Annotated in this window: 15 protein-coding genes; 7 read left to right on the top strand and 8 right to left on the bottom strand. The window is 61.0% G+C overall.

The features are described 5' to 3' along the window. Nucleotides 1-9 precede the first annotated feature (9 nt). From asnB to ACYVIT_RS18690, 4 genes are read left to right on the top strand one after another with little or no spacing between them, the layout of a single operon-like run. Entirely contained in the window at nucleotides 10-1,938 is a 1,929-nt protein-coding gene (asnB, locus tag ACYVIT_RS18705; RefSeq protein ID WP_415806703.1) for an asparagine synthase (glutamine-hydrolyzing), read from the top strand. Then, entirely contained in the window at nucleotides 1,935-3,059 is a 1,125-nt protein-coding gene (locus ACYVIT_RS18700) for a glycosyltransferase family 4 protein (RefSeq protein ID WP_415806704.1), read from the top strand. Before asnB ends, ACYVIT_RS18700 begins: the two co-directional genes overlap by 4 nt. Beyond that, entirely contained in the window at nucleotides 3,056-4,303 is a 1,248-nt protein-coding gene (locus tag ACYVIT_RS18695) for a glycosyltransferase family 4 protein (protein WP_415806705.1), read from the top strand. The genes ACYVIT_RS18700 and ACYVIT_RS18695 overlap by 4 nt, the downstream gene beginning before the upstream one ends. Beyond that, the gene (locus ACYVIT_RS18690; RefSeq protein WP_415806706.1) at nucleotides 4,300-5,439 is read left to right on the top strand and encodes a glycosyltransferase family 4 protein; all 1,140 of its coding nucleotides are present in this window, start codon (nucleotides 4,300-4,302) and stop codon (nucleotides 5,437-5,439) included. Before ACYVIT_RS18695 ends, ACYVIT_RS18690 begins: the two co-directional genes overlap by 4 nt. Before the next feature lie 90 nt (nucleotides 5,440-5,529). Here ACYVIT_RS18690 and ACYVIT_RS18685 read toward each other — a convergent pair whose 3' ends face one another. After that, nucleotides 5,530-6,933, bottom strand: coding sequence for a phosphomannomutase/phosphoglucomutase (locus ACYVIT_RS18685; protein ID WP_415806707.1), 1,404 nt, complete (start codon nucleotides 6,931-6,933; stop codon nucleotides 5,530-5,532). Between the two features lie 237 nt (nucleotides 6,934-7,170). Between ACYVIT_RS18685 and ACYVIT_RS18680 the strand changes: the two genes are divergently transcribed. Continuing rightward, nucleotides 7,171-8,586, top strand: a complete 1,416-nt coding sequence (locus ACYVIT_RS18680; protein ID WP_415806708.1) for an FAD-binding oxidoreductase — start codon at nucleotides 7,171-7,173, stop codon at nucleotides 8,584-8,586. Nucleotides 8,587-8,632: 46 nt separating this feature from the next. Here ACYVIT_RS18680 and ACYVIT_RS18675 read toward each other — a convergent pair whose 3' ends face one another. From ACYVIT_RS18675 to ACYVIT_RS18660, 4 genes are all read right to left on the bottom strand, one after another. Next, entirely contained in the window at nucleotides 8,633-9,916 is a 1,284-nt protein-coding gene (locus ACYVIT_RS18675; protein ID WP_415806709.1) for a TRAP transporter large permease, read from the bottom strand. Further along, nucleotides 9,907-10,356: a TRAP transporter small permease gene (locus ACYVIT_RS18670; protein WP_415806874.1), complete on the bottom strand. Its 450-nt coding sequence runs from the start codon at nucleotides 10,354-10,356 to the stop codon at nucleotides 9,907-9,909. Before ACYVIT_RS18670 ends, ACYVIT_RS18675 begins: the two co-directional genes overlap by 10 nt. Nucleotides 10,357-10,468: 112 nt before the next feature. Continuing rightward, nucleotides 10,469-11,452 carry a TRAP transporter substrate-binding protein gene (locus ACYVIT_RS18665; RefSeq protein WP_415806710.1) on the bottom strand — a complete coding sequence of 328 codons (984 nt, stop codon included), beginning with the start codon at nucleotides 11,450-11,452 and terminating at the stop codon, nucleotides 10,469-10,471. Nucleotides 11,453-11,575: 123 nt separating this feature from the next. Then, nucleotides 11,576-12,493, bottom strand: coding sequence for an SMP-30/gluconolactonase/LRE family protein (locus ACYVIT_RS18660; protein ID WP_415806711.1), 918 nt, complete (start codon nucleotides 12,491-12,493; stop codon nucleotides 11,576-11,578). 251 nt (nucleotides 12,494-12,744) lie between these two features. Between ACYVIT_RS18660 and ACYVIT_RS18655 the strand changes: the two genes are divergently transcribed. Next, nucleotides 12,745-13,479 (top strand): FadR/GntR family transcriptional regulator, encoded by a 735-nt coding sequence (locus tag ACYVIT_RS18655; protein ID WP_415806712.1) that lies wholly within the window; start codon nucleotides 12,745-12,747, stop codon nucleotides 13,477-13,479. 611 nt (nucleotides 13,480-14,090) lie between these two features. Here the strand turns inward: ACYVIT_RS18655 and fahA are convergent. Together fahA and hmgA are read right to left on the bottom strand one after the other, a co-directional pair. Beyond that, nucleotides 14,091-15,404 carry a fumarylacetoacetase gene (fahA, locus tag ACYVIT_RS18650; protein ID WP_415806713.1) on the bottom strand — a complete coding sequence of 438 codons (1,314 nt, stop codon included), beginning with the start codon at nucleotides 15,402-15,404 and terminating at the stop codon, nucleotides 14,091-14,093. 14 nt (nucleotides 15,405-15,418) lie between these two features. Then, complete coding sequence (gene hmgA / locus ACYVIT_RS18645) at nucleotides 15,419-16,720, bottom strand: homogentisate 1,2-dioxygenase (RefSeq protein ID WP_415806714.1); 1,302 nt, start codon at nucleotides 16,718-16,720, stop codon at nucleotides 15,419-15,421. A 217-nt stretch (nucleotides 16,721-16,937) separates the two neighbouring features. Here hmgA and ACYVIT_RS18640 point away from each other — a divergent pair, with 217 nt between their 5' ends. Next, complete coding sequence (locus tag ACYVIT_RS18640; RefSeq protein WP_415806715.1) at nucleotides 16,938-17,846, top strand: LysR family transcriptional regulator; 909 nt, start codon at nucleotides 16,938-16,940, stop codon at nucleotides 17,844-17,846. A gap of 14 nt (nucleotides 17,847-17,860) precedes the next feature. Here ACYVIT_RS18640 and ACYVIT_RS18635 read toward each other — a convergent pair whose 3' ends face one another. After that, the gene (locus ACYVIT_RS18635) at nucleotides 17,861-18,256 is read right to left on the bottom strand and encodes a RidA family protein (protein ID WP_415806875.1); all 396 of its coding nucleotides are present in this window, start codon (nucleotides 18,254-18,256) and stop codon (nucleotides 17,861-17,863) included. Nucleotides 18,257-18,305 lie beyond the last annotated feature (49 nt).

Here is an 18,305-nt window from a genome sequence, read left to right as displayed (position 1 = left end):
GAAACCATCATGTGTGGAATAGTCGGAATCTGGGGAGCCTTGCAGGACAAGGCGCAGGTGCTGGCAGAGAGCTGCCGGCGTATTCGGCATCGTGGTCCTGACAGCAATGGCTTTTGGGAAGACCCTGCAGCCGATGTGGCGCTGGCGCATGTCCGTCTGGCCATTCTGGACCTGACCGAGGCTGGGCATCAGCCTATGGTGTCTGCCTGCGGCCGTTATGTACTGGTGCTCAACGGCGAGATCTACAACCATATGGAGTTGCGCGCTCGCCTGGAGCAGTCCGGGCAGGCGCCTCAGTGGCGTGGGCACTCGGACACGGAAACCGTACTGGCCAGCTTCGCCGCATTGGGTGTCGAGGCGACCTTGCAGGCCGCCGTGGGCATGTACGCGATTGCCTTGTGGGATCGTGAGCGCCGCACGTTGACGCTCGCGCGAGACCGGATGGGCGAAAAGCCGTTGTACTACGGCTATACGGGCGCCAATCTGGTGTTCGCCTCCGAGCTGAAGGGCTTGATGCCGATTCCAGGGTTTGGCCGCCAGCTGAGCCGCGCTGCGATTACTTCGCTGATGCGCCATAACTACATTCCTTCGCCGCAATCCATCTACGAAGGCATCTACAAGCTGCCACCCGGAACGTGGCTGGAAATTTCCGAGGCGGACATGCGCGCGCAGCGTGTGCCCGCACATCATGCCTATTGGTCTGCCTTGCAGATGGCGGATCAGGGTGTGCAGACACGCAGCAGTTTTGCCTCGGATGCACAGGCCACCGATGAACTCGAGGCAGTGCTGTCCAAGGCGGTGGGTGGACAGATGCTGTCAGACGTGAGCCTGGGCGCGTTCTTGTCGGGCGGCATTGATTCGTCGACGATTGTCGCACTGATGCAGGCGCAAAGCTCGCAGCCTGTGCGTACATTTGCGATTGGATTCCACGAGAAAAAATATAACGAAGCCGAGCACGCCAAGGCGGTGGCGCAGCATCTGGGCACCGACCATACCGAGCTCTACGTCACGGCCGACGATGCCCTGGCTGTCGTGCCGACGTTGGCCGATATGTATGACGAGCCGTTTGCAGATTCTTCGCAGATCCCTACCGCGCTGGTGACGCGCTTGGCGCGCCAGCATGTGACCGTGGCGCTGTCTGGTGACGGTGGCGACGAGCTGTTTGGTGGTTACTCACGGTATTTTCGCGTGCGGGATTGGTGGCGCAAGTGTGAACGTTTCCCCGGCCCGGTGCGTCATGCGATGGGCGCCATCATGGGGGCGTCCACGGCATTGCCTGGACGTGGCGCCTGGCGCGGTAAAGTAGGCAAATTCGGCGAGATGCTACGCGCCGACACGCATGGTGATTTTTATCGGTCGTTCGTTTCGTATTGGTCGGACCCGACTTCGGTCGTCAAGCAAGGGGTCGAGCCTCCGTCGTTGTTCGAACAGTCTATGGACGGCTCCGTGTTCGACGTAATGATGAAGCTCGACACGGTGACCTATATGCCGGATGACATTCTGGTCAAGGTCGATCGCGCTGCCATGGCAGTCAGTCTCGAAACGCGCGTACCCTTGTTGGACCATCGTGTTTATGAGTTTGCCTGGCGCTTGCCCTTTGAATACAAGGTGCGCGGCGACACCGGCAAGTGGTTGTTGCGCCAAGTGCTGTACCGCCATGTGCCTCAGTCTTTGGTGGATCGTCCCAAGCGCGGATTTGCCGTGCCGCTGGCGAGCTGGCTGCGCGGGCCGTTGCGAGATTGGGCCGAATCGTTGCTGGACCCGGCGCGCTTGCGCCAGGAGGGCTGGTTTGAACCCGAACCCATCCTGCACAAATGGCGTGAGCATGTCTCCGGTCATCGCGACTGGAGCAGCCGCTTGTGGGGCGTGCTGATGATGCAGGCCTGGTTGGATCGCTATCACGCCGGCGTTGCCGGCGAAAAGGATGCTTCACGATGAAAATATTGCTGCTGGTCAGTTCCATGCATGCAGGCGGAGCCGAACGGGTGGCCGCCACGTTAGTAAACGCCTGGACCGATCGCGGTGATACCGTGACACTGGTGCCCACTTATTCCTCCAAGGGTACGTGTTTTTATCCTGTTTCCGATGCCGTGAATCTGATCTGGCTGGCCGATCGGGTCGGCACGCGCAGCGGCGGCCCATTGACCGCGTGGCGGCGACTGCGCGCATTGCGGGAATTGATTCGCGAACAGGCCCCTGATGTGGTGGTGTCCTTTCTGACCAACGTCAATGTGGCCGCGATCCTGGCAACGAAGGTGCTGGGCAAGTCGGATATTCCACTGATTGTCTGCGAACGGACGAACCCAGTCGCGGAACTCTCGACGGGCCGTGTGTGGCGTATTGCGCGCCGCTGGCTCTATCCTCGTGCCGACATGGTGACGGTGCAGGCCGATGATACGGTCGCTCCATTTGCACGTGATGTGCCCGGCATCAAGCAATTGAAAGTCATCCCCAATCCTTTGCCGCCCGAGTTGCTGGACGCGCCCTTGGTGGATACGCAGGCCGTCACGCCGCGCAAACAGCTGTTGGCGATGGGACGGCTGGCGCCGGCCAAACGGTTCGATTTACTGATCGACGTTTTTGCCGACTTGGCCGACGAGTTTTCCGATTGGGATCTCAGTATCTGGGGCGAAGGCGCGGATCGCGACGATCTGCAGGCGCGTATCGATGCAGCGGGCCTGCAGCATCGCGTGCAACTGCGCGGGCGCACCGACGCTCCGTGGGATGCGTTATCTCAGGGACAGGCGTTTGTGCTGAGCTCGGCGGTAGAGGGTTTTCCAAATGTGTTGTTGGAGTCGATGGCATTGGGCCTGCCTTGCGTGACGTTCGATTGCCCGAGCGGTCCGCGAGAGATGACGCGCGATGGCCAGGACGCCGTGCTGGTGCCCGCGGGTGACCGGGACAAGCTGCGCGAGGGGTTGCGCCGCGTATTGTCCGACCCGGCCTTGCGTCAGGAATTGGGCAAACGTGCCGCCGAGTCGGTACGCAATCGCTATGCGTTGCCGGCGGTATTGGCGCAATGGGATGCCTTGTTTGACAGCGTGCGAGGCAGATCGTGAATACGCCTGCGACTTTGCGCGTCACGCATGTGATTACGGGTTTGGGGCAGGGCGGCGCCGAAGCTGTCCTGTTTCGCTTGGTGACGTATCCCGACCAACAGGTACATCACACGGTGGTGTCGTTGACGGATGAGGGTGTGTATGGAGAGCGCCTGCGTGCTGCAGGCGTCACCGTGCATACGCTGGGTATGGCGCGTGGCCGTGTCAGCCTGAGTGGCGTGTTGAAATTGCGTCAACTATTGGCCGAGCAAAAGCCGGATGCGGTGCAGACATGGATGTATCACGCGGACTTGATCGGCGGCGTGGCCGCGCGGTTGGCCGGTGTGCGTGCCGTGGCGTGGGGGATTCGTAATTCCGGAGCGCATCTGCAACGCAGCAGCCGCTCGGCCCGATTGGTGTTGAAGCTCTGCGCGTTGCTATCGGGTCGCGTACCCGCCGCGATTGTTTGCGCTGCACGCGATGCCGCGGTACGTCATGAGCAGTATGGTTATCGCGCAGATCGCCTCGTGGTGATTGCCAATGGCTATGATTTATCGCGCTATCAGCCCGATGCTGAGGCTCGCCGGCGCGTGCGCGGACAATGGCAACTGGCTGACGAAGTTCCTGTGATCGGCTGCGTGGCGCGTTGGGATCCGTTGAAGGATCATGCGAATTTGCTGGGGGCTTTGGCCGTGCTACTGCGCCAGAGACGTGATCGCGGACAGGGTGCGGATCAAGGACATGGCAGCAGCGAGAGGGACGCAGGGGCTGGTCCCGACACCACGGCTGATCCGGCTGCGTTGGCTCAGTTGCGTTGCGCGTTGGTGGGGCGCGGCATGTCGCCAGACAATGCCGAGCTGGGCGCGTTGATAGATCGTTTGGGACTGCGCGATCATGTCCTGTTGTTGGGCCCTAGTGATGACGTCCCGGCCGTCATGAATGCATTGGACATGCACGTACTGTCCAGTTGCGCAGAAGGTTTTCCCAACGTGGTCGCCGAGGCCATGGCCTGCGGCACGCCTTGCGTCGTCACGGATGTGGGCGATGCGGCCCACATCGTCGGGCAGACAGCCGCTGTCGTGCCGCCCGAGAATGCCGAGGCCTTGGCCCAAGGGATCGCTACGACATTGCAAGACATCGCGGCACGCGGCCGTCGGGCTGTCGGCGAGCCGGGGCGCGCACGCGTGCTGGCTGAATTCGACTTGGCCCACATGGTCGCGGCATACGATGCCGTGTGGCGCCGCATCGCGCAGGAGGCTAGATGACCGCACCTCGTTTGCTGTTCGTGGTGAATAATCCCGCGTTCTTTCTCTCGCATCGTTTGCCATTGGCACTGGCCGCGCAGCGTGCCGGTTACGATGTTCACGTGGCCACCATGGCAGGCGACAGCGTGTCGCGCATCCAGGGCCATGGGCTGACGCATCATGCGATTCCGATGACGCGCAGTGGTAAGAATCCCGTACAAGAACTGCGCACGGTGTGGGCGCTGTATCAATTATTCCGCCGCTTGCGGCCGGATGTGGTGCATCTGGTGACGATCAAGCCTGTGCTGTACGGCGGCATCGCTGCACGGCTGGCCGGTGTGCCTGCCATGGTGTCGGCGATCTCCGGGCTGGGCTTCGTGTTTGTCGCCAAAGGCGCTAAAGCTGCATTGGTACGGCAGGTGGTAGCCATGTTGTATCGCCTGGCGCTCGGCCACCGCAACAGCCGTATCGTTTTTCAGAATGGCAATGATCGCGACGTGCTAGCGGGCCTGGGCGCGGTGCGCGATGGGCAAGTCGTCATGATTCGTGGATCCGGTGTGAACCTGGCTGACTATGCCGCTGTCGCCGAGCCGCCTCCACCCGTGGTGGCACTGATGGTGGCCCGTCTGCTGCGGGACAAGGGACTGCAGGAGTTCGTTGAGGCAGCCCGCATCCTGCGCCGTGAAGGGGTCAACGTGCGTATGCGCTTGGCCGGCGGCATCGACCCTGGTAATCCCGCCTCGGTCACGCAAGCCGATGTCGACGCATGGCAGCAAGAAGGCCTTATCGAGGCCCTGGGCGAACGCAGCGATGTCGCCGCGTTGTACGCGGCTTCGCATATTGCGGTATTGCCTTCATATCGCGAGGGGCTGCCGAAATCGCTGATCGAGGCTGCGGCATGCGGCCGTGCGGTCGTCACCACCGATGTGCCGGGTTGCCGTGATGCCATCGAGCCTGATACGACGGGGCTGCTCGTTCCCTCGCATGATGCGCCAGCGCTGGCCGCAGCGATTGGCCGTTTAGTCAACGATGACGCATTGCGCCAAAAAATGGGTCATGCGGGCCGCGTGTTGGCCGAGCGGGAATTCGATATCGACGATGTGTGCCGTAAACATCTGGATATCTACCAGACCTTGCTCGATCAGCGTGCCCGTTAGCCGGGCGGCATTGAACTCGAGATGTCCGCGAGGATGCGTTGCGAGAGCCTTGACGTCAAGGCTCTCGTTCGGCGTTGACCGCCATCCCAATCAGAACGGCAATTTCGCACCAGGGGCGAGTTGCTGCAATTGCTTGCGGAAATCCTCCTGGATACGAGTCAGGGCCTCATCCGTGTCGGCCTCGAATCGCAGCACGACGACCGGCGTGGTGTTCGACGCACGCGCCAGGCCGAAACCATCGGGATATTCTGCACGCACGCCATCGATGGTGACCACGCGCAGGGAACCGTCGAACTTGCCTTGCGCTTGCAGCTTTTGAATCAGCGCAAATGGCTGGCCTTCTTCCATTTCGAGTTTGAGCTCGGGCGTGGAGACGGCTTGCGGCAGGGCTTCGAGGAGCTGCGAGGGGTTGCTTTCTCGCGAGACGATTTCGAGCAGGCGCGCACCGGTGTACAGGCCATCATCGAAACCGAACCAACGTTCCTTGAAGAAGATATGGCCGCTCATTTCGCCCGCCAGCGGCGCGCCGGTTTCGGCGAGTTTGGCTTTGACCAATGAGTGGCCGGTCTGCCACATCAGCGGTTTGCCGCCGGCGGCCTCGACAGCCAGACCCACGTGGCGGCTGCACTTGACGTCGTAAATGATGGTCTCGCCCGGGCAGCGTTGCAGCACGTCGCGCGCGAACAGGATCAACTGGCGATCAGGCCAAATGATCTGCCCGGACTTGGTGACCACGCCCAGACGGTCGCCGTCGCCGTCGAACGCCAGGCCAATCTCGCAATCGGTCGTCGCCAGGCAGTGAATCAGGTCTTCCAGATTGTGCGGGTCGGCGGGATCGGGATGGTGGTTGGGGAACGTGCCGTCAACCTCGCAGAACAGCTCGGTGACTTCGCAGCCCAGCGCGCGAAACAGCTGTGGCGCCACGGCGCCGGCAACGCCGTTGCCGCAGTCGATGGCGATCTTGAGCGGGCGTGCCAGTTTGACGTCGCCGACGATGCGCTGGATGTACTCGTCAATCAGATTCAGCTCACGGCGGGTGCCGCGCTGGCTCGCCGGCGCGGTTTGCCCGGACGTTGCAGCGGTATTCATGGCATCGCGCAGCGCCAGGACACCTGGGCCGTAGAGCGCCTTGCCGCCCATCATCATTTTGAACCCGTTGTATTGCGGCGGGTTATGGCTGCCGGTAATGGCAACCCCGGAGCCGGTTTTCTGCGTGTAGGCTGCGTAATACACCAGCGGAGTCGGGACCTCGCCGATATCGATCGTATCGATGCCGCCATCCAGAATGCCGTCTTGCAGGGCTTGTGACAGCTCGGCGCTGCTGAGGCGGCCGTCGCGGCCGACCACCAGCGCGGAAATGCCTTGGGCGCGTGCCTGATCGGCCAGCGCGCGGCCCAGTGCAACAGCAAAGGCCGGATTCAATGCATCGGGTACCGTGCCCCGGATGTCGTATGCCTTGAAGACGGAATCGGGGTAATGAGTGGCGGTGTTCAAGCAGGCTCCTGGGAATGATGAATAATCAAATAGGGCTGATCATATTCAAGCAGCAGGGCGTTACGTGTGCGTGAATGTGAATTATGTGTGCAGGAATGTGAATTATCCTCGATTCGCGGGTGTTGCGGGGCGGCTGCCGGCGGAACGGACCGCCAAATTTGCTGGTCAGCCCTACAATAACCCTCCTGTCTTCCATGTCGTCCTGCGTGGCCGGGCGCTTTGATTGCGGTTTTCGCTATGAGCTTATTGAACGCATTGCAATCCCTACTGGGCCCGGCCCATGTGCTGACCGGCGAAGATGCCGCGGTGTACCTGCAAGACTGGCGCCGACGTTATCGGGGAACCGCGTTGGCGGTGATCCGTCCCGGCTCCACTGAACAAGTCGCGCAGGCAGTGCGGCTGTGTGTCCAGCACGGTACGCCGGTAGTGCCGCAGGGCGGTAATACCGGTCTGTGCGGCGGTGCAACCCCCGACGACTCGGGCCAGGCGGTCGTGCTGTCGACCGGCAGGTTGAACCGCGTCCGTGCCATCGATACGGCCAACGATACGATTACGGTCGAGGCCGGCTGCATTTTGCAGGCTGTGCAGCAGGCGGCCGCCGAAGCCGGGCGTCTGTTTCCCCTGAGCCTGGCGGCCGAAGGCAGTTGCACGATAGGCGGAAATCTCGCCACCAACGCGGGCGGTACGCAGGTGTTGCGCTACGGCAATGCCCGCGAACTGGCGCTAGGGCTGGAGGTCGTGACCGCCGAAGGCGAGATATGGAACGGCCTGCGGGGGCTGCGCAAAGATAACACTGGTTACGATTTACGTGACCTCTATATCGGCAGCGAGGGCACGCTGGGCATTATTACCGCCGCCACCCTGAAGTTGTATCCGCAACCCGTGGCTTCTTGTACGGCGTTGCTGGCATTGGATTCTATCGATGCTGCAGTCGAGTTGCTGTCGCGGGCGCGGTCCGGGTTCGGGGCGTCGCTGACGGGGTTCGAGTTGATGGCGGGCGATTGCCTGCAGATCGTCGTGCAGCTATTTCCCCAGCAGCGGCTGCCCTTTGAGGGCGATTCGGCCAAATCCCCGTGGTTTGCCTTGCTGGAGCTATCTGACAGCGAGAGCGAGGCGCATGCCCGCGAGCGTTTCGAGGCAGTATTGGGCGAGGCGATCGAGGCGGGGCTGGTTACCGATGCGGCCATTGCTGCCAGCGTGGCGCAGAGCCGTGCACTATGGCATTTGCGCGAGAGCATTCCCTTGGCCGAGGCTGAGCAAGGCAAAGGCGTCAAGCACGATGTGTCGATTCCGATTTCATCGATTGCCGGGTTTGTGCACAAGACCAATGGGTTGCTGCAGGAACGCTTTCCCAATGTGCGCAACGTGGTATTTGGGCACCTCGGCGATGGCAACCTGCATTACAACGTGGCGCGTGCGCCGGGCCAGACAGAGGCTGATCTGCTGGCGTTGCAGCAAGACATTTACGACGTCGTGCATCGTAGCGTGATCGAGCATGCAGGCTCCATCAGCGCCGAGCATGGAGTCGGTCAGCTCAAGCGTGATGAGCTGCCTCATTACAAGAGTGCCCTGGAGCTGGGCCTGATGAAGCGGATCAAACAGGCGCTGGATCCGCGGGGATTGATGAATCCTGGCAAAGTCTTGCAAGCGTGATCGATCCGCGGCGGCATGCGCAATGCCGCCGCAGTCTGCGTCGTGTCTACTTGAACAGCAGATCAGGCAACCACGACGAGAACGTCGGCACATAGGTCACGAGGGCCAACGCCACAATCAGCGCGCCATAGAACGGCCATATGGTGCGCATGACGGTACCCACTGACACTTTTCCTATGGCGCACCCTACAAACTGCACCGTGCCTACCGGAGGCGTGTTCAGTCCCAGTGCGCAATTCAACAGCATGACCACGCCGAATTGCACGGGACTCATGCCGTACTGCATGCAGATCGGCAGAAAGATCGGCGTGCAGATCAGGATCGTAGCTGCCATGTCCAGAAAAGTGCCCAGCACAAACAGCGCGATGTTGACCATCAGAAAAATGGCCCAGGGCTCTGTAGAGATCGCGCCCATCAGTTCACCGGTCTTTTCTGCGACGCTGTAGAACCCGATCAGATAGCCGAAGGTAGCCGAGATACCGATCAGCAACAGCACGATGCCGGTGGTCTTGACCGCCTTGGCGGCCGCCCGGATGAACTGATCCCAACTCAGCGAACGGTACACCAGCGCGGTGAGCGCCAGTGAATACAGGACGGCGACAGCGGCAGATTCTGTGGCGGTGAAGACGCCACTGAGAATACCGGTAATGATCAGCACGATGACAAACAACCCCGGTGCAGCCGCTACGAGCGATCGCACTACCACTGCCCATCCGGGAAATGTGCCCGCGGGATAACCGCGTTTGCGGGCTACGAGATAGGCTGCTGCCAAGTTGCAAAGCGTCAAGATGACTGCCGGTACAACGCAGGCGGCAATCAACGCCGCGATGGAGACTTTGCCGCCGGTAGCCAAGGTATAAATGATGATGTTGTGGCTGGTGGGCATCAGTGCGCCCACCAATGCCGCATGCGTGGTGACGTTCACCGCGTAATCTGCGTGGTAGCCCTCGCGCTTCATCATCGGGATCATGACTGAACCCATTGCCGAAACGTCGGCGACCGGCGAACCCGATACGCCGCCGAACAGCGTGCAAGCCAGGACATTGGACATGCCGAGCCCGCCGCGCACATGACCGACGACGGATTTGGCAAACGCGACAATACGGTCGGCAATGCCGCCGTACAACATCAATTCTCCGGTAAAGATAAAAAACGGAATGGCCAGGAACGAAAAGGCGTTCATGCCCGAGGTCATCTGCTGAAAAGCCACCGCGATAGGCAGGTCCTCATAGACGATGGCCGATATCGAGGCCAGACCGATGGCAAAGGCGACCGGCACTCCGATGACCAGGAACCCAATGAACGTCAATGAAAGTAGAGTCAATGCCATGCGGGGACCACCTTTTGATTGCGCAGCAGCGCAATGATGTGTTCGATCGAGAACAGCACGATCAGTGCGCCGGACAACGTGGCAGGCGCGTATTTCCAGCCTTCAGACAGACCCAGGTTGGGAATTTTGTAGCTGTGCACCGACTCGGCCAATTGGCCGCAATACCACGCCATGAGCGCACCGAACAGCAGCACCAGCAAATGGATGACAATCTGCAGGCGCCGTTGGCCGGCTTCGGGCAGCAGATTGACCAGCGATTCAAAGCCGATATGGCCAGCATCGCGCACGGCCACAGCCGCACCCAGCATCGTGACGTACAGCACCAGCAGCAGCGACAGGCTTTCGGCCCAGGTCGGTGTGTTGTTCAGGACGTGACGGCCGAAGATTTGATACGAGACAGCGGCGACCAGGCATATCACCCCGATCACACTTAGCACCATGCATAGCCGGGCAATGGCTGCGCACAGACGTGCGTAGCCATTTAACACCCGTGACACTGTGCTGCCGCTGCTTTCCGTAGGTGAAAGCGTTTGGGCAGACATGGTTGTTCCTTTATTGAACGGCCTGGATGCGAGTCACCAGATCTTTCGTTTCTGGTGTCGTGACAAAGCGCTCGTAGACGGGCTTCATTGCCGCCTGGAACGAGGCCTTATCGGGCTCGATGATTTCCGAGCCTGCTTTGACGACGATGGCACGCGATGTGTTTTCGCGCTCGGCCCACAGCTTGCGCATATAGGGCACGGATTCGCGAGCGGCATCGCGAATGATCTTGCGATCTTCGTCCGACAGCTTGTCCCATTGACGTTTGGAAAACAGCAGGATTTCCGGTGTCATGGTGTGTTCGGTCAGAGAGTAATACTTGGCCACCTCATAATGGTGCGCGCTTTCGTAGCTGGGATAGTTGTTTTCTGCGGCATCCACGAGGCCGGTCTTTAATGCCGTGTAGACCTCGCCCATGGACATGGGGGTGGCATTGCCGCCCAGCGCCTCGACCATGGCGACTGACAGATCCGACTGCTGGACGCGGATCTTCATGCCTTTGATGTCGTCTTTGCTCTTGACCGGTTTGTTGCGCGTGTACATCGATCGTGCGCCGCTGTCATACCAGGCCAATCCGACAAAGCCCGCGTTCTCGCAGGATTTCAGAATTTGTTCGCCGATGTCGCTATCGAGCACTTTGTGCAGGTGCTCTTTGGAACGGAATAAAAAGGGCAGCGATGGCACGCGGGTGGTTTCGCAGATGTTGTGCATCGCGGCGCTGCTGACGCGTGTCATGGCGAGCGCGCCCATTTTGACTTGTTCGATGGAGTCTTCTTCGCGCCCTAGTGTGCCGCCAGCGTAGACCTTGACGTCGATACGTCCGTTGGTCCGTTGTTTGATCAACTCGCCCATGTGGCGTACGGCTTGTACGGTGGGGTAGTCGTCAGGGTGTATGTCCGCCGAGCGCAGCGTTTCGGCATGAAGGGATGCGCCTGTGGACAGGCACGCAGCAGTCAACGCGGCCACGGTGGCGCGTTTCAGGGTAAAGCACAACATTGTCTACCTCCGGCTTAGGAGTGGGGCGTAATCAGGTTTCTTGTGGAAAAAAACGCTGCGGGCACTACGTTGGTGCCAAGTGGGCCATGGGTGTTGGCCCGTTATGAGTCAGTCGCTCGGGGGCTAGCCGATAAAAGCGGGTTCCTCCAGGCCGCGGGTGCCAGGTGTGAGGGCGAACAGGGCGCCGTCCAGCGCGTCGGGCGCAGCATGAGGAGGGCGGATGCTGGTGATGAATAAGGTGTCCAGGCCTGCACCGCCAAAGGCGCACATGGCCAGTTTGGCGACGGGCAGTGCCAGACTGCGATCCAGTTTGCCCGCCGGGGTGTAGCGGTACAACATGCCGGCATCGTTGCCGCATATCCAGTAGCCGCCGTCTTGATCCACGGCTGCGCCATCCGGGCGGCCCGCGGGCAGGCGATCGATGAAGACGCGGCCATGATGCGGCACGCCGTTATCAACGTCATAATCAAAGGCCCATACGGTCTGACGAGCCGGGTGTGAATCGGACACATACATGATGCGGCCGTCGGGGCTGAAGGCCATGCCGTTCGGCACGATGAATGTCGTGGGCAAGGGGATGCTGAGTTCACCGCCCGCGTAGCGATATAGCCGGCCGGCGTCATGGCCCAATGCCATGTTCTGGACCATCGTGCCTGCCCAGAAACGGCCCTGGCGGTCGCAGCGACCGTCGTTAAAGCGCATCTCGGGTGCGGCATGCGTGACGAGAGCGAGCGCTGTCGCAGGCAGCGGTGCCGGTTCAGAAACGCTATTGCCGGCGCTGGGGGGCGCGGTGACTGCTGGCAAGGCATAGAGGCCGCTTTCCATGGCAGCCAGCCAGCCTGTGCCGTGCATCGCGATGCAGCCCGCCATTTCAGGGAGCGGCCAATGATGTGCCAATCCTTGGGCGGGATCGTAGCGCCACAGGCGGCGTGCCGGGATGTCTGTCCAATACAGGGCCTGCTCACTGGCACGCCATACGGGGCTTTCGCCCACGGTGCATAGCATGCTGCCCAGCCGTTCTGCTTGGGGCTGGGTGTTCATGATCGTTCTCTGTGATGAATGCCCGCTGCGCGGGTCGGCGGGCAATGGCAGTGTCGGGTGTTCGTGGGTGATTCAGTAACGAGAGTCATTCAAGCATTCCGGCGGTGTAGCAGAAGCAAGGGACAGACTGAGTGATACGTGAACGCCGACAGATATCCTGGGTGATACAGATACGTTGTCGTACAACTTCGGGCAGTATAATGAGGCCAGAATTTTCACGTCAAGCGCAGTATTACTCGGGATATCCCTTGATGACGAACAACGCAGACTGGCCGGTTTCTGTACCGCGTCGGCCGCGCAATCTGGCGCAAGGCTTGGTTGAGGACGTGTCCGAACGTATTCGAGGTGGGCAAATCCGGCCAGGTGACAAATTACCGACCGAGTCCGAATTGATGCGTCAATTCGGTGTCAGCCGTACGGTAGTGCGCGAGGCTTTGTCGCGTTTGCAGGCGGCAGGGTTGGTCGAGACTCATCATGGTATTGGCACTTATGCGCTGGAACCCAGCGGCGGGGCGGATTTTCGGGTCGATCCCGCGGATCTGGCGACGGTGCGCGATGTGCTGGTGTTGCTGGAATTACGCATCTGTCTGGAGAGCGAGGCGGCGGGGTTGGCCGCGATGCGCCGTACGGATGCGCAGTTGGCGGATATGCGGGTGGCGCTCGATGAGTTCCGCCATAGCTTAGGATCCGATGGTGACACGATTACGCCTGATTTTCGGTTCCACTTATTGATCGCACAAGCGACGGACAATCGTTATTTTGCTGATCTGATGTCTCATCTGGGGTCGGCGGCGATTCCTCGCACTCGGATCAATTCGGCACGTATTGCTGATGAAGGACGCGAGCAGTATCTGGCTCGGGTCAATCGGGAACATGAGGATATTTATGACGCGATTTCGCGTCAGGAACCGGATGCGGCTCGGGGGGCGATGCGGACGCATTTGAGTAATAGCCGGGAGAGGTTGAGGAGGGGGCAGACGCGGTAGGGGGGCTGTGCAATGCGAGCATGTGTGCGTTGCGGAGGCATTGTGCGGATACGTATTTCGTTTCGGTTGAGGGGGCGGAGTTCTTTTGGACGTCGAGCCGAGGCAATCGGGCCGGGAGGCCTTCGCAAAGCCAGTCCGGCGCGCGGGCGCCGGACACCGCGTTCGCTCGCTTCGTCCGGCCCCTACGGGCCTACCTTCAGCATCCGCTCCGCTTGGCTTTGAGGCGGCCTCCCGGCCCGATTGCCTCGGCTCGACTGGCAGCAATTAGAGCTCTCTGCATCGCTGGCACGTTTTGTTTGCTTGGCATTTTTTTGTGCCGGTGGTGGCAAGGAGAATGATCTTGCGGGGCTGTTTTCGTTGAGCGCCCTGCGCGCCCAACGAAAACGATCATGTACAAGGCGTGCGGAGGTATCGAGATTCGGCGTTTCGCTTGTCCGCGACGGCGATCAGATCATGCTGTGCGGAAATGTTCGCAATCGTTCTGCGTGTCCGGAAGCAATCAGGTCGCGATTTGCCTGTACTGACATGCGCATTCTCGCCGCTGCGCGCCCGCCCGATGAAAGCCATCGGGCGGTGATTGTTGCGCGATCGGTCGTCCGCGATGCAGGCGTTTACAGGGCAGGCAGGACGGTGCCGACGGATTCGCCGAAGGCGATGCGCGGGTAGCCGGGTTTGCGGCACTCGGCGCGGATGATGATCTGGTCGCCGTCTTGCAGGAAGGTGCGCTGCTCGCCCCACGGGAGCGTGATGGGGGTTTTGCCGCCGTTGGTGAGTTCCAGGATGGAGCCGGCTTGGTCGGGTTCAGGGCCGGACAGGGTGCCGGTGCCGAGCAGGTCGCCAGGCTGCAGATTGCAGCCGTTGACGGTGTGGTGCGTGATCAACTGAGCGATGTTCCAGTAGGCGTCGCGGAAATTGCTGGCCGACAGGTGAGCAGGCGCGTGCTGGGCAGTGCGCGAGGCCTGTGTGGTCATGAGCACTTCCATTTGCACGTCGTAGGCACCCTGGGCTCGGTTGGTGTCCGATGCCAGGTACGGTAGAGGTTGCGGCTCGCCGGCTGCGCGGGCGAAGGCGGTGCGAAAGGGCTCCAAGGCCTCGAGGGTGACGATCCACGGCGATATCGTCGAGGCGAAGTTCTTGGATAGGAAGGGGCCCAGCGGCTGGTATTCCCAAGCCTGGATGTCGCGTGCGGACCAGTCGTTCAGGATGCACAGACCGAAGATGTGTTCGTCTGCCTCATCCAGCGGGATACGATGGCCTTGTGCGTTGCCTGTGCCTACGAATACGCCGAGCTCCAGTTCGTAGTCCAGGCGCTGGCAAGGGCCGAATTGAGGCATTTCGCCTTCGGCGGCGGGACGGGTTTGGCCGACGGGGCGCGGGAACTGTTGATTGACGCCCAGGCTGGAGGCGCGGCCGTGATAGCCGATCGGTACCCATTTGTAGTTGGGCAGCAGGGGATTGTCAGGGCGGAACTGTCTGCCGATGTTGGTGGCGTGATGCACCGAGATATAAAAATCGGTGTAGTCGCCGATGCGCGCGGGTGTGGTGTATTCGGCATCACTTTGCGCGAACAGCAAGGGCTCGATCTGCGATTGCAGGGTCGATCCGGTGCGCAGCGCGCGCGATAGCGCGAGGCGCAATGCGCTCCAATGGGCGCTGCCCAACGCCATCAGAGCGTTCAGGCTGTCTGCGGTGCAGGTGTTCAGGGCTGCAGCGGCCGGGCCGTCGAATAGATTCAGTTTAGCTAACGCGGCCAGATCGACAATTTGGTCGCCAATGGCGACGCCAGGGCGGAAGGGTTCCGAGGAGCCGCGTTTGCGGAATACGGCAAAGGGCAGGTTTTGCACCGGAAAGCCGGTGGTGTCGTCGTTCGCGCTGGCGACCCAACTGGTGAGGGCGGCGTCGTGGGTTTCGTTCAAGGTGGTCATGGGCGTCGTATCAATCAGTTAGGGGTGGAAGGCGTGAAGTGTTTTTTCAGGCCCTGCCAGCATTGGTAGTAGTCGCTTTGCAGTTCGGCGCACGCCAGTGCCTGGTCAGTAGGCCGGATGACGCGGCGTGTTTCGAACATGAAGGCCATCGTATCGCGGATGTAATGCGCTTGTTTGGTGTCGGCGACGCTGGCTTTTTCAAAGGTTTCCGCATCGGGGCCGTGGCCGCTCATGCAGTTGTGCAGGCTCGCCCCGCCGGGTGCGAAGCCTTCGGCTTTGGCGTCGTAGACGCCGTGAATCAAGCCCATGAATTCGCTGGCGACGTTGCGGTGAAACCAGGGTGGACGGAATGTGTCGACCATGGCCAGCACGCGCGGCGGGAAAATGGCGAAGTCCATGTTGGCAGTGCCCGGGGTATCAGACGGTGCAGTCAGAACCGTAAAAATCGAAGGGTCCGGATGATCGAAGCTGATCGAGCCCACGGTGTTGAAGCGGCGCAGGTCGTATTTATAGGGGGCATGTGTGCCATGCCAGGCGACGACGTCCAGCGGGGAATGATCGATCTTGGCGCGCCAGAATCCGCCGGTGAATTTGGCGATCAGTTCAAAGTCGCCATCCACGTCCTCGTACCAGGCCACGGGCGTCTGGAAATCACGGGCGTTGGCCAGGCAATTCGATCCCAAGGGCCCGAGCTCCGGCAGACGCAGTGCGGCGCCAAAGTTCTCCAGCATGTAGCCGCGAGCCTGGCCATCGGGCAGCTCTACACGCAGGCGTACGCCTCGCGGGATGACGGCGATCTCCTGGGGTTCGAGTTCGATGACGCCCAATTCTGTGACCAGGCGCAGCCGCCCTTGTTGCGGCACGATCAGGAGTTCGCCATCCGCGTTATAGAAGAAACGCCCTTGCATGGAGCGGTTGGCCGTATACAGGTGAATGCCGACACCGCTTTGCTCGCCCGGAGAACCGTTGCCGCCCCAGGTTTGCACGCCTTCGATAAAGTCGGTAGGACTGTCCGGGATGGCCAGCGGGCTCCAGCGCAACTGATTGGGCGTGACAGGGCCTGTGCCAAAGTCGCTGAGCCAGCGTGAGGCGGCGCCGAACGGCTCAAACGGCAGGTGCTGTGCAGCGGGTCGGATGCGATACAGCCATGAACGGCGGTTTTCGGCACGCGGGGCGGTAAACGCCGTGCCCGACAACTGTTCGGCATAGAGGCCATAAGGGCAACGCTGAGGGGAGTTGCGGCCGACCGGTAATGCGCCGGGCAAGGCTTCGGTGGCCCAGTCATTGCCAAAGCCTGATTGGTATTGCAAGGACATGATGTGAGTCTCCTGGCGCACGTATGAGTTGGCCGTATGTGAATGGCCGGGTGGCGCCGTGATGCAAGCCTTATTGTCGGGAAAAAGTGGAGGCCTGGCTACGGGAATAGAAAAATATCGACTATAAATTTCGTGAATATTGATGCTATCGTTCAATAGCAGCTCGGTTAGGCAAAAAAGTCTCTATGGTCACCGAGGGCGATCGCAAAGGAATACGATGGCGGAATTGCGAAATATCGATCTGAACCTGCTGGTGGTGTTTCAGCATTTGCTGGAGGAGCGCAATATTTCGGCCGTCGCGCGGCGGCTCGATCTGTCTCAGCCGGCCGTCAGCAATGCGTTGCGACGCCTGCGTACGGTGTTGGGCGACGAGTTGTTCGTGCGTACTGCGCACGGCATGCAGCCCACCCCTCAGGCAGAACGATTGGGCGGGCCGGTGGGCGAGGCGCTGGCGCTGTTGTCGCACACGCTGGACGCGACACACGATTTCCGGGCGGCCGACAGTCAGCGGCGTTTTCGTATTGCCATGTCAGACGTGGGTGAAATTCACTTCATGCCCAGGCTGATGGAGCAATGTGCGCATCACGCGCCGGGCGTGCGTATTGATTCGCTGCGACTGTCGGGCGCGGATTTGCGTAGAGAAATGGACGCGGGCCGCGTAGATCTGGCAATAGGCGCATTCGAAGACCTGGGCAGCGGGTTCATGCAGCGCATGTTGTTTCGCCAGGGTTACGCGACGCTCTTTCGGCGCGGTCATCCCACCGCGCACGAGGGGATGAATTTGAAGGCGTTTCGTGCTGAACGGCATCTGGTCGTGTCGCACGCGGCACCGTATGGTCAGGTGAATCAATCGTTGGAAAAAGCTGGGGTGGCGCTGGATGCCCACTTCAGCGTGCCGCATTTCTCGGCCGTGCCCTATATCGTGAGCACGACCGACTTGCTCGCAACAGTGCCTAAAAAGCTGGCCGACACGGTGGCCACACATTTTCAACTAGGGCTCCTGACGCCGCCGCTGCGCGTGCCGGCATTGCAGACCAATCTCTATTGGCATCGGCGCTTTCATCGCGATGGCGGCAATCAATGGCTGCGCGCGATGACGATCAATACTTTCGCCGATGCGTCCTGAGTCTGCGGGCGCATTCAGGCTTTAGCGACAGCTTCCACTTCGACCTTGAAGCCATGATGCAGCGGGCCCGTGGGCACGATGGCGCGTGCTGGCCGTGCCGTTCCTGCCCATTCGGCGTACACCGCATTGAAGGCAGGCCAGTGTTCGACACTGTCGATATATACCCGTACCTGCACCAGGCGGTCGATGCCGCTGCCGGCCGCCTCCAGTGCGGCGGCGACATTGGCCAGGACCTGGTGCGCCTGATGCTCGAACGAGGCGTCCGCCAGTTTTACGCCATCGTGCCGGATCGGTAATTGGCCGGACACATAGACCATGCCGTTGGCGACGCAGGCATGGCTGTAATGGCCGCCGGGCGCAGCCAGCGTGGCGGGCGAGACATACTGAATAGAGGTGTCGGGTAGGGGCATGGTGGAGGTGTCGGGTAGAGGGATGATGCGCGGCTGCCCGCCGGCCGCA

It is taken from the genome of Bordetella muralis, assembly GCF_054781015.1.
This window is presented reverse-complemented; position numbering and strand designations above follow the sequence as displayed.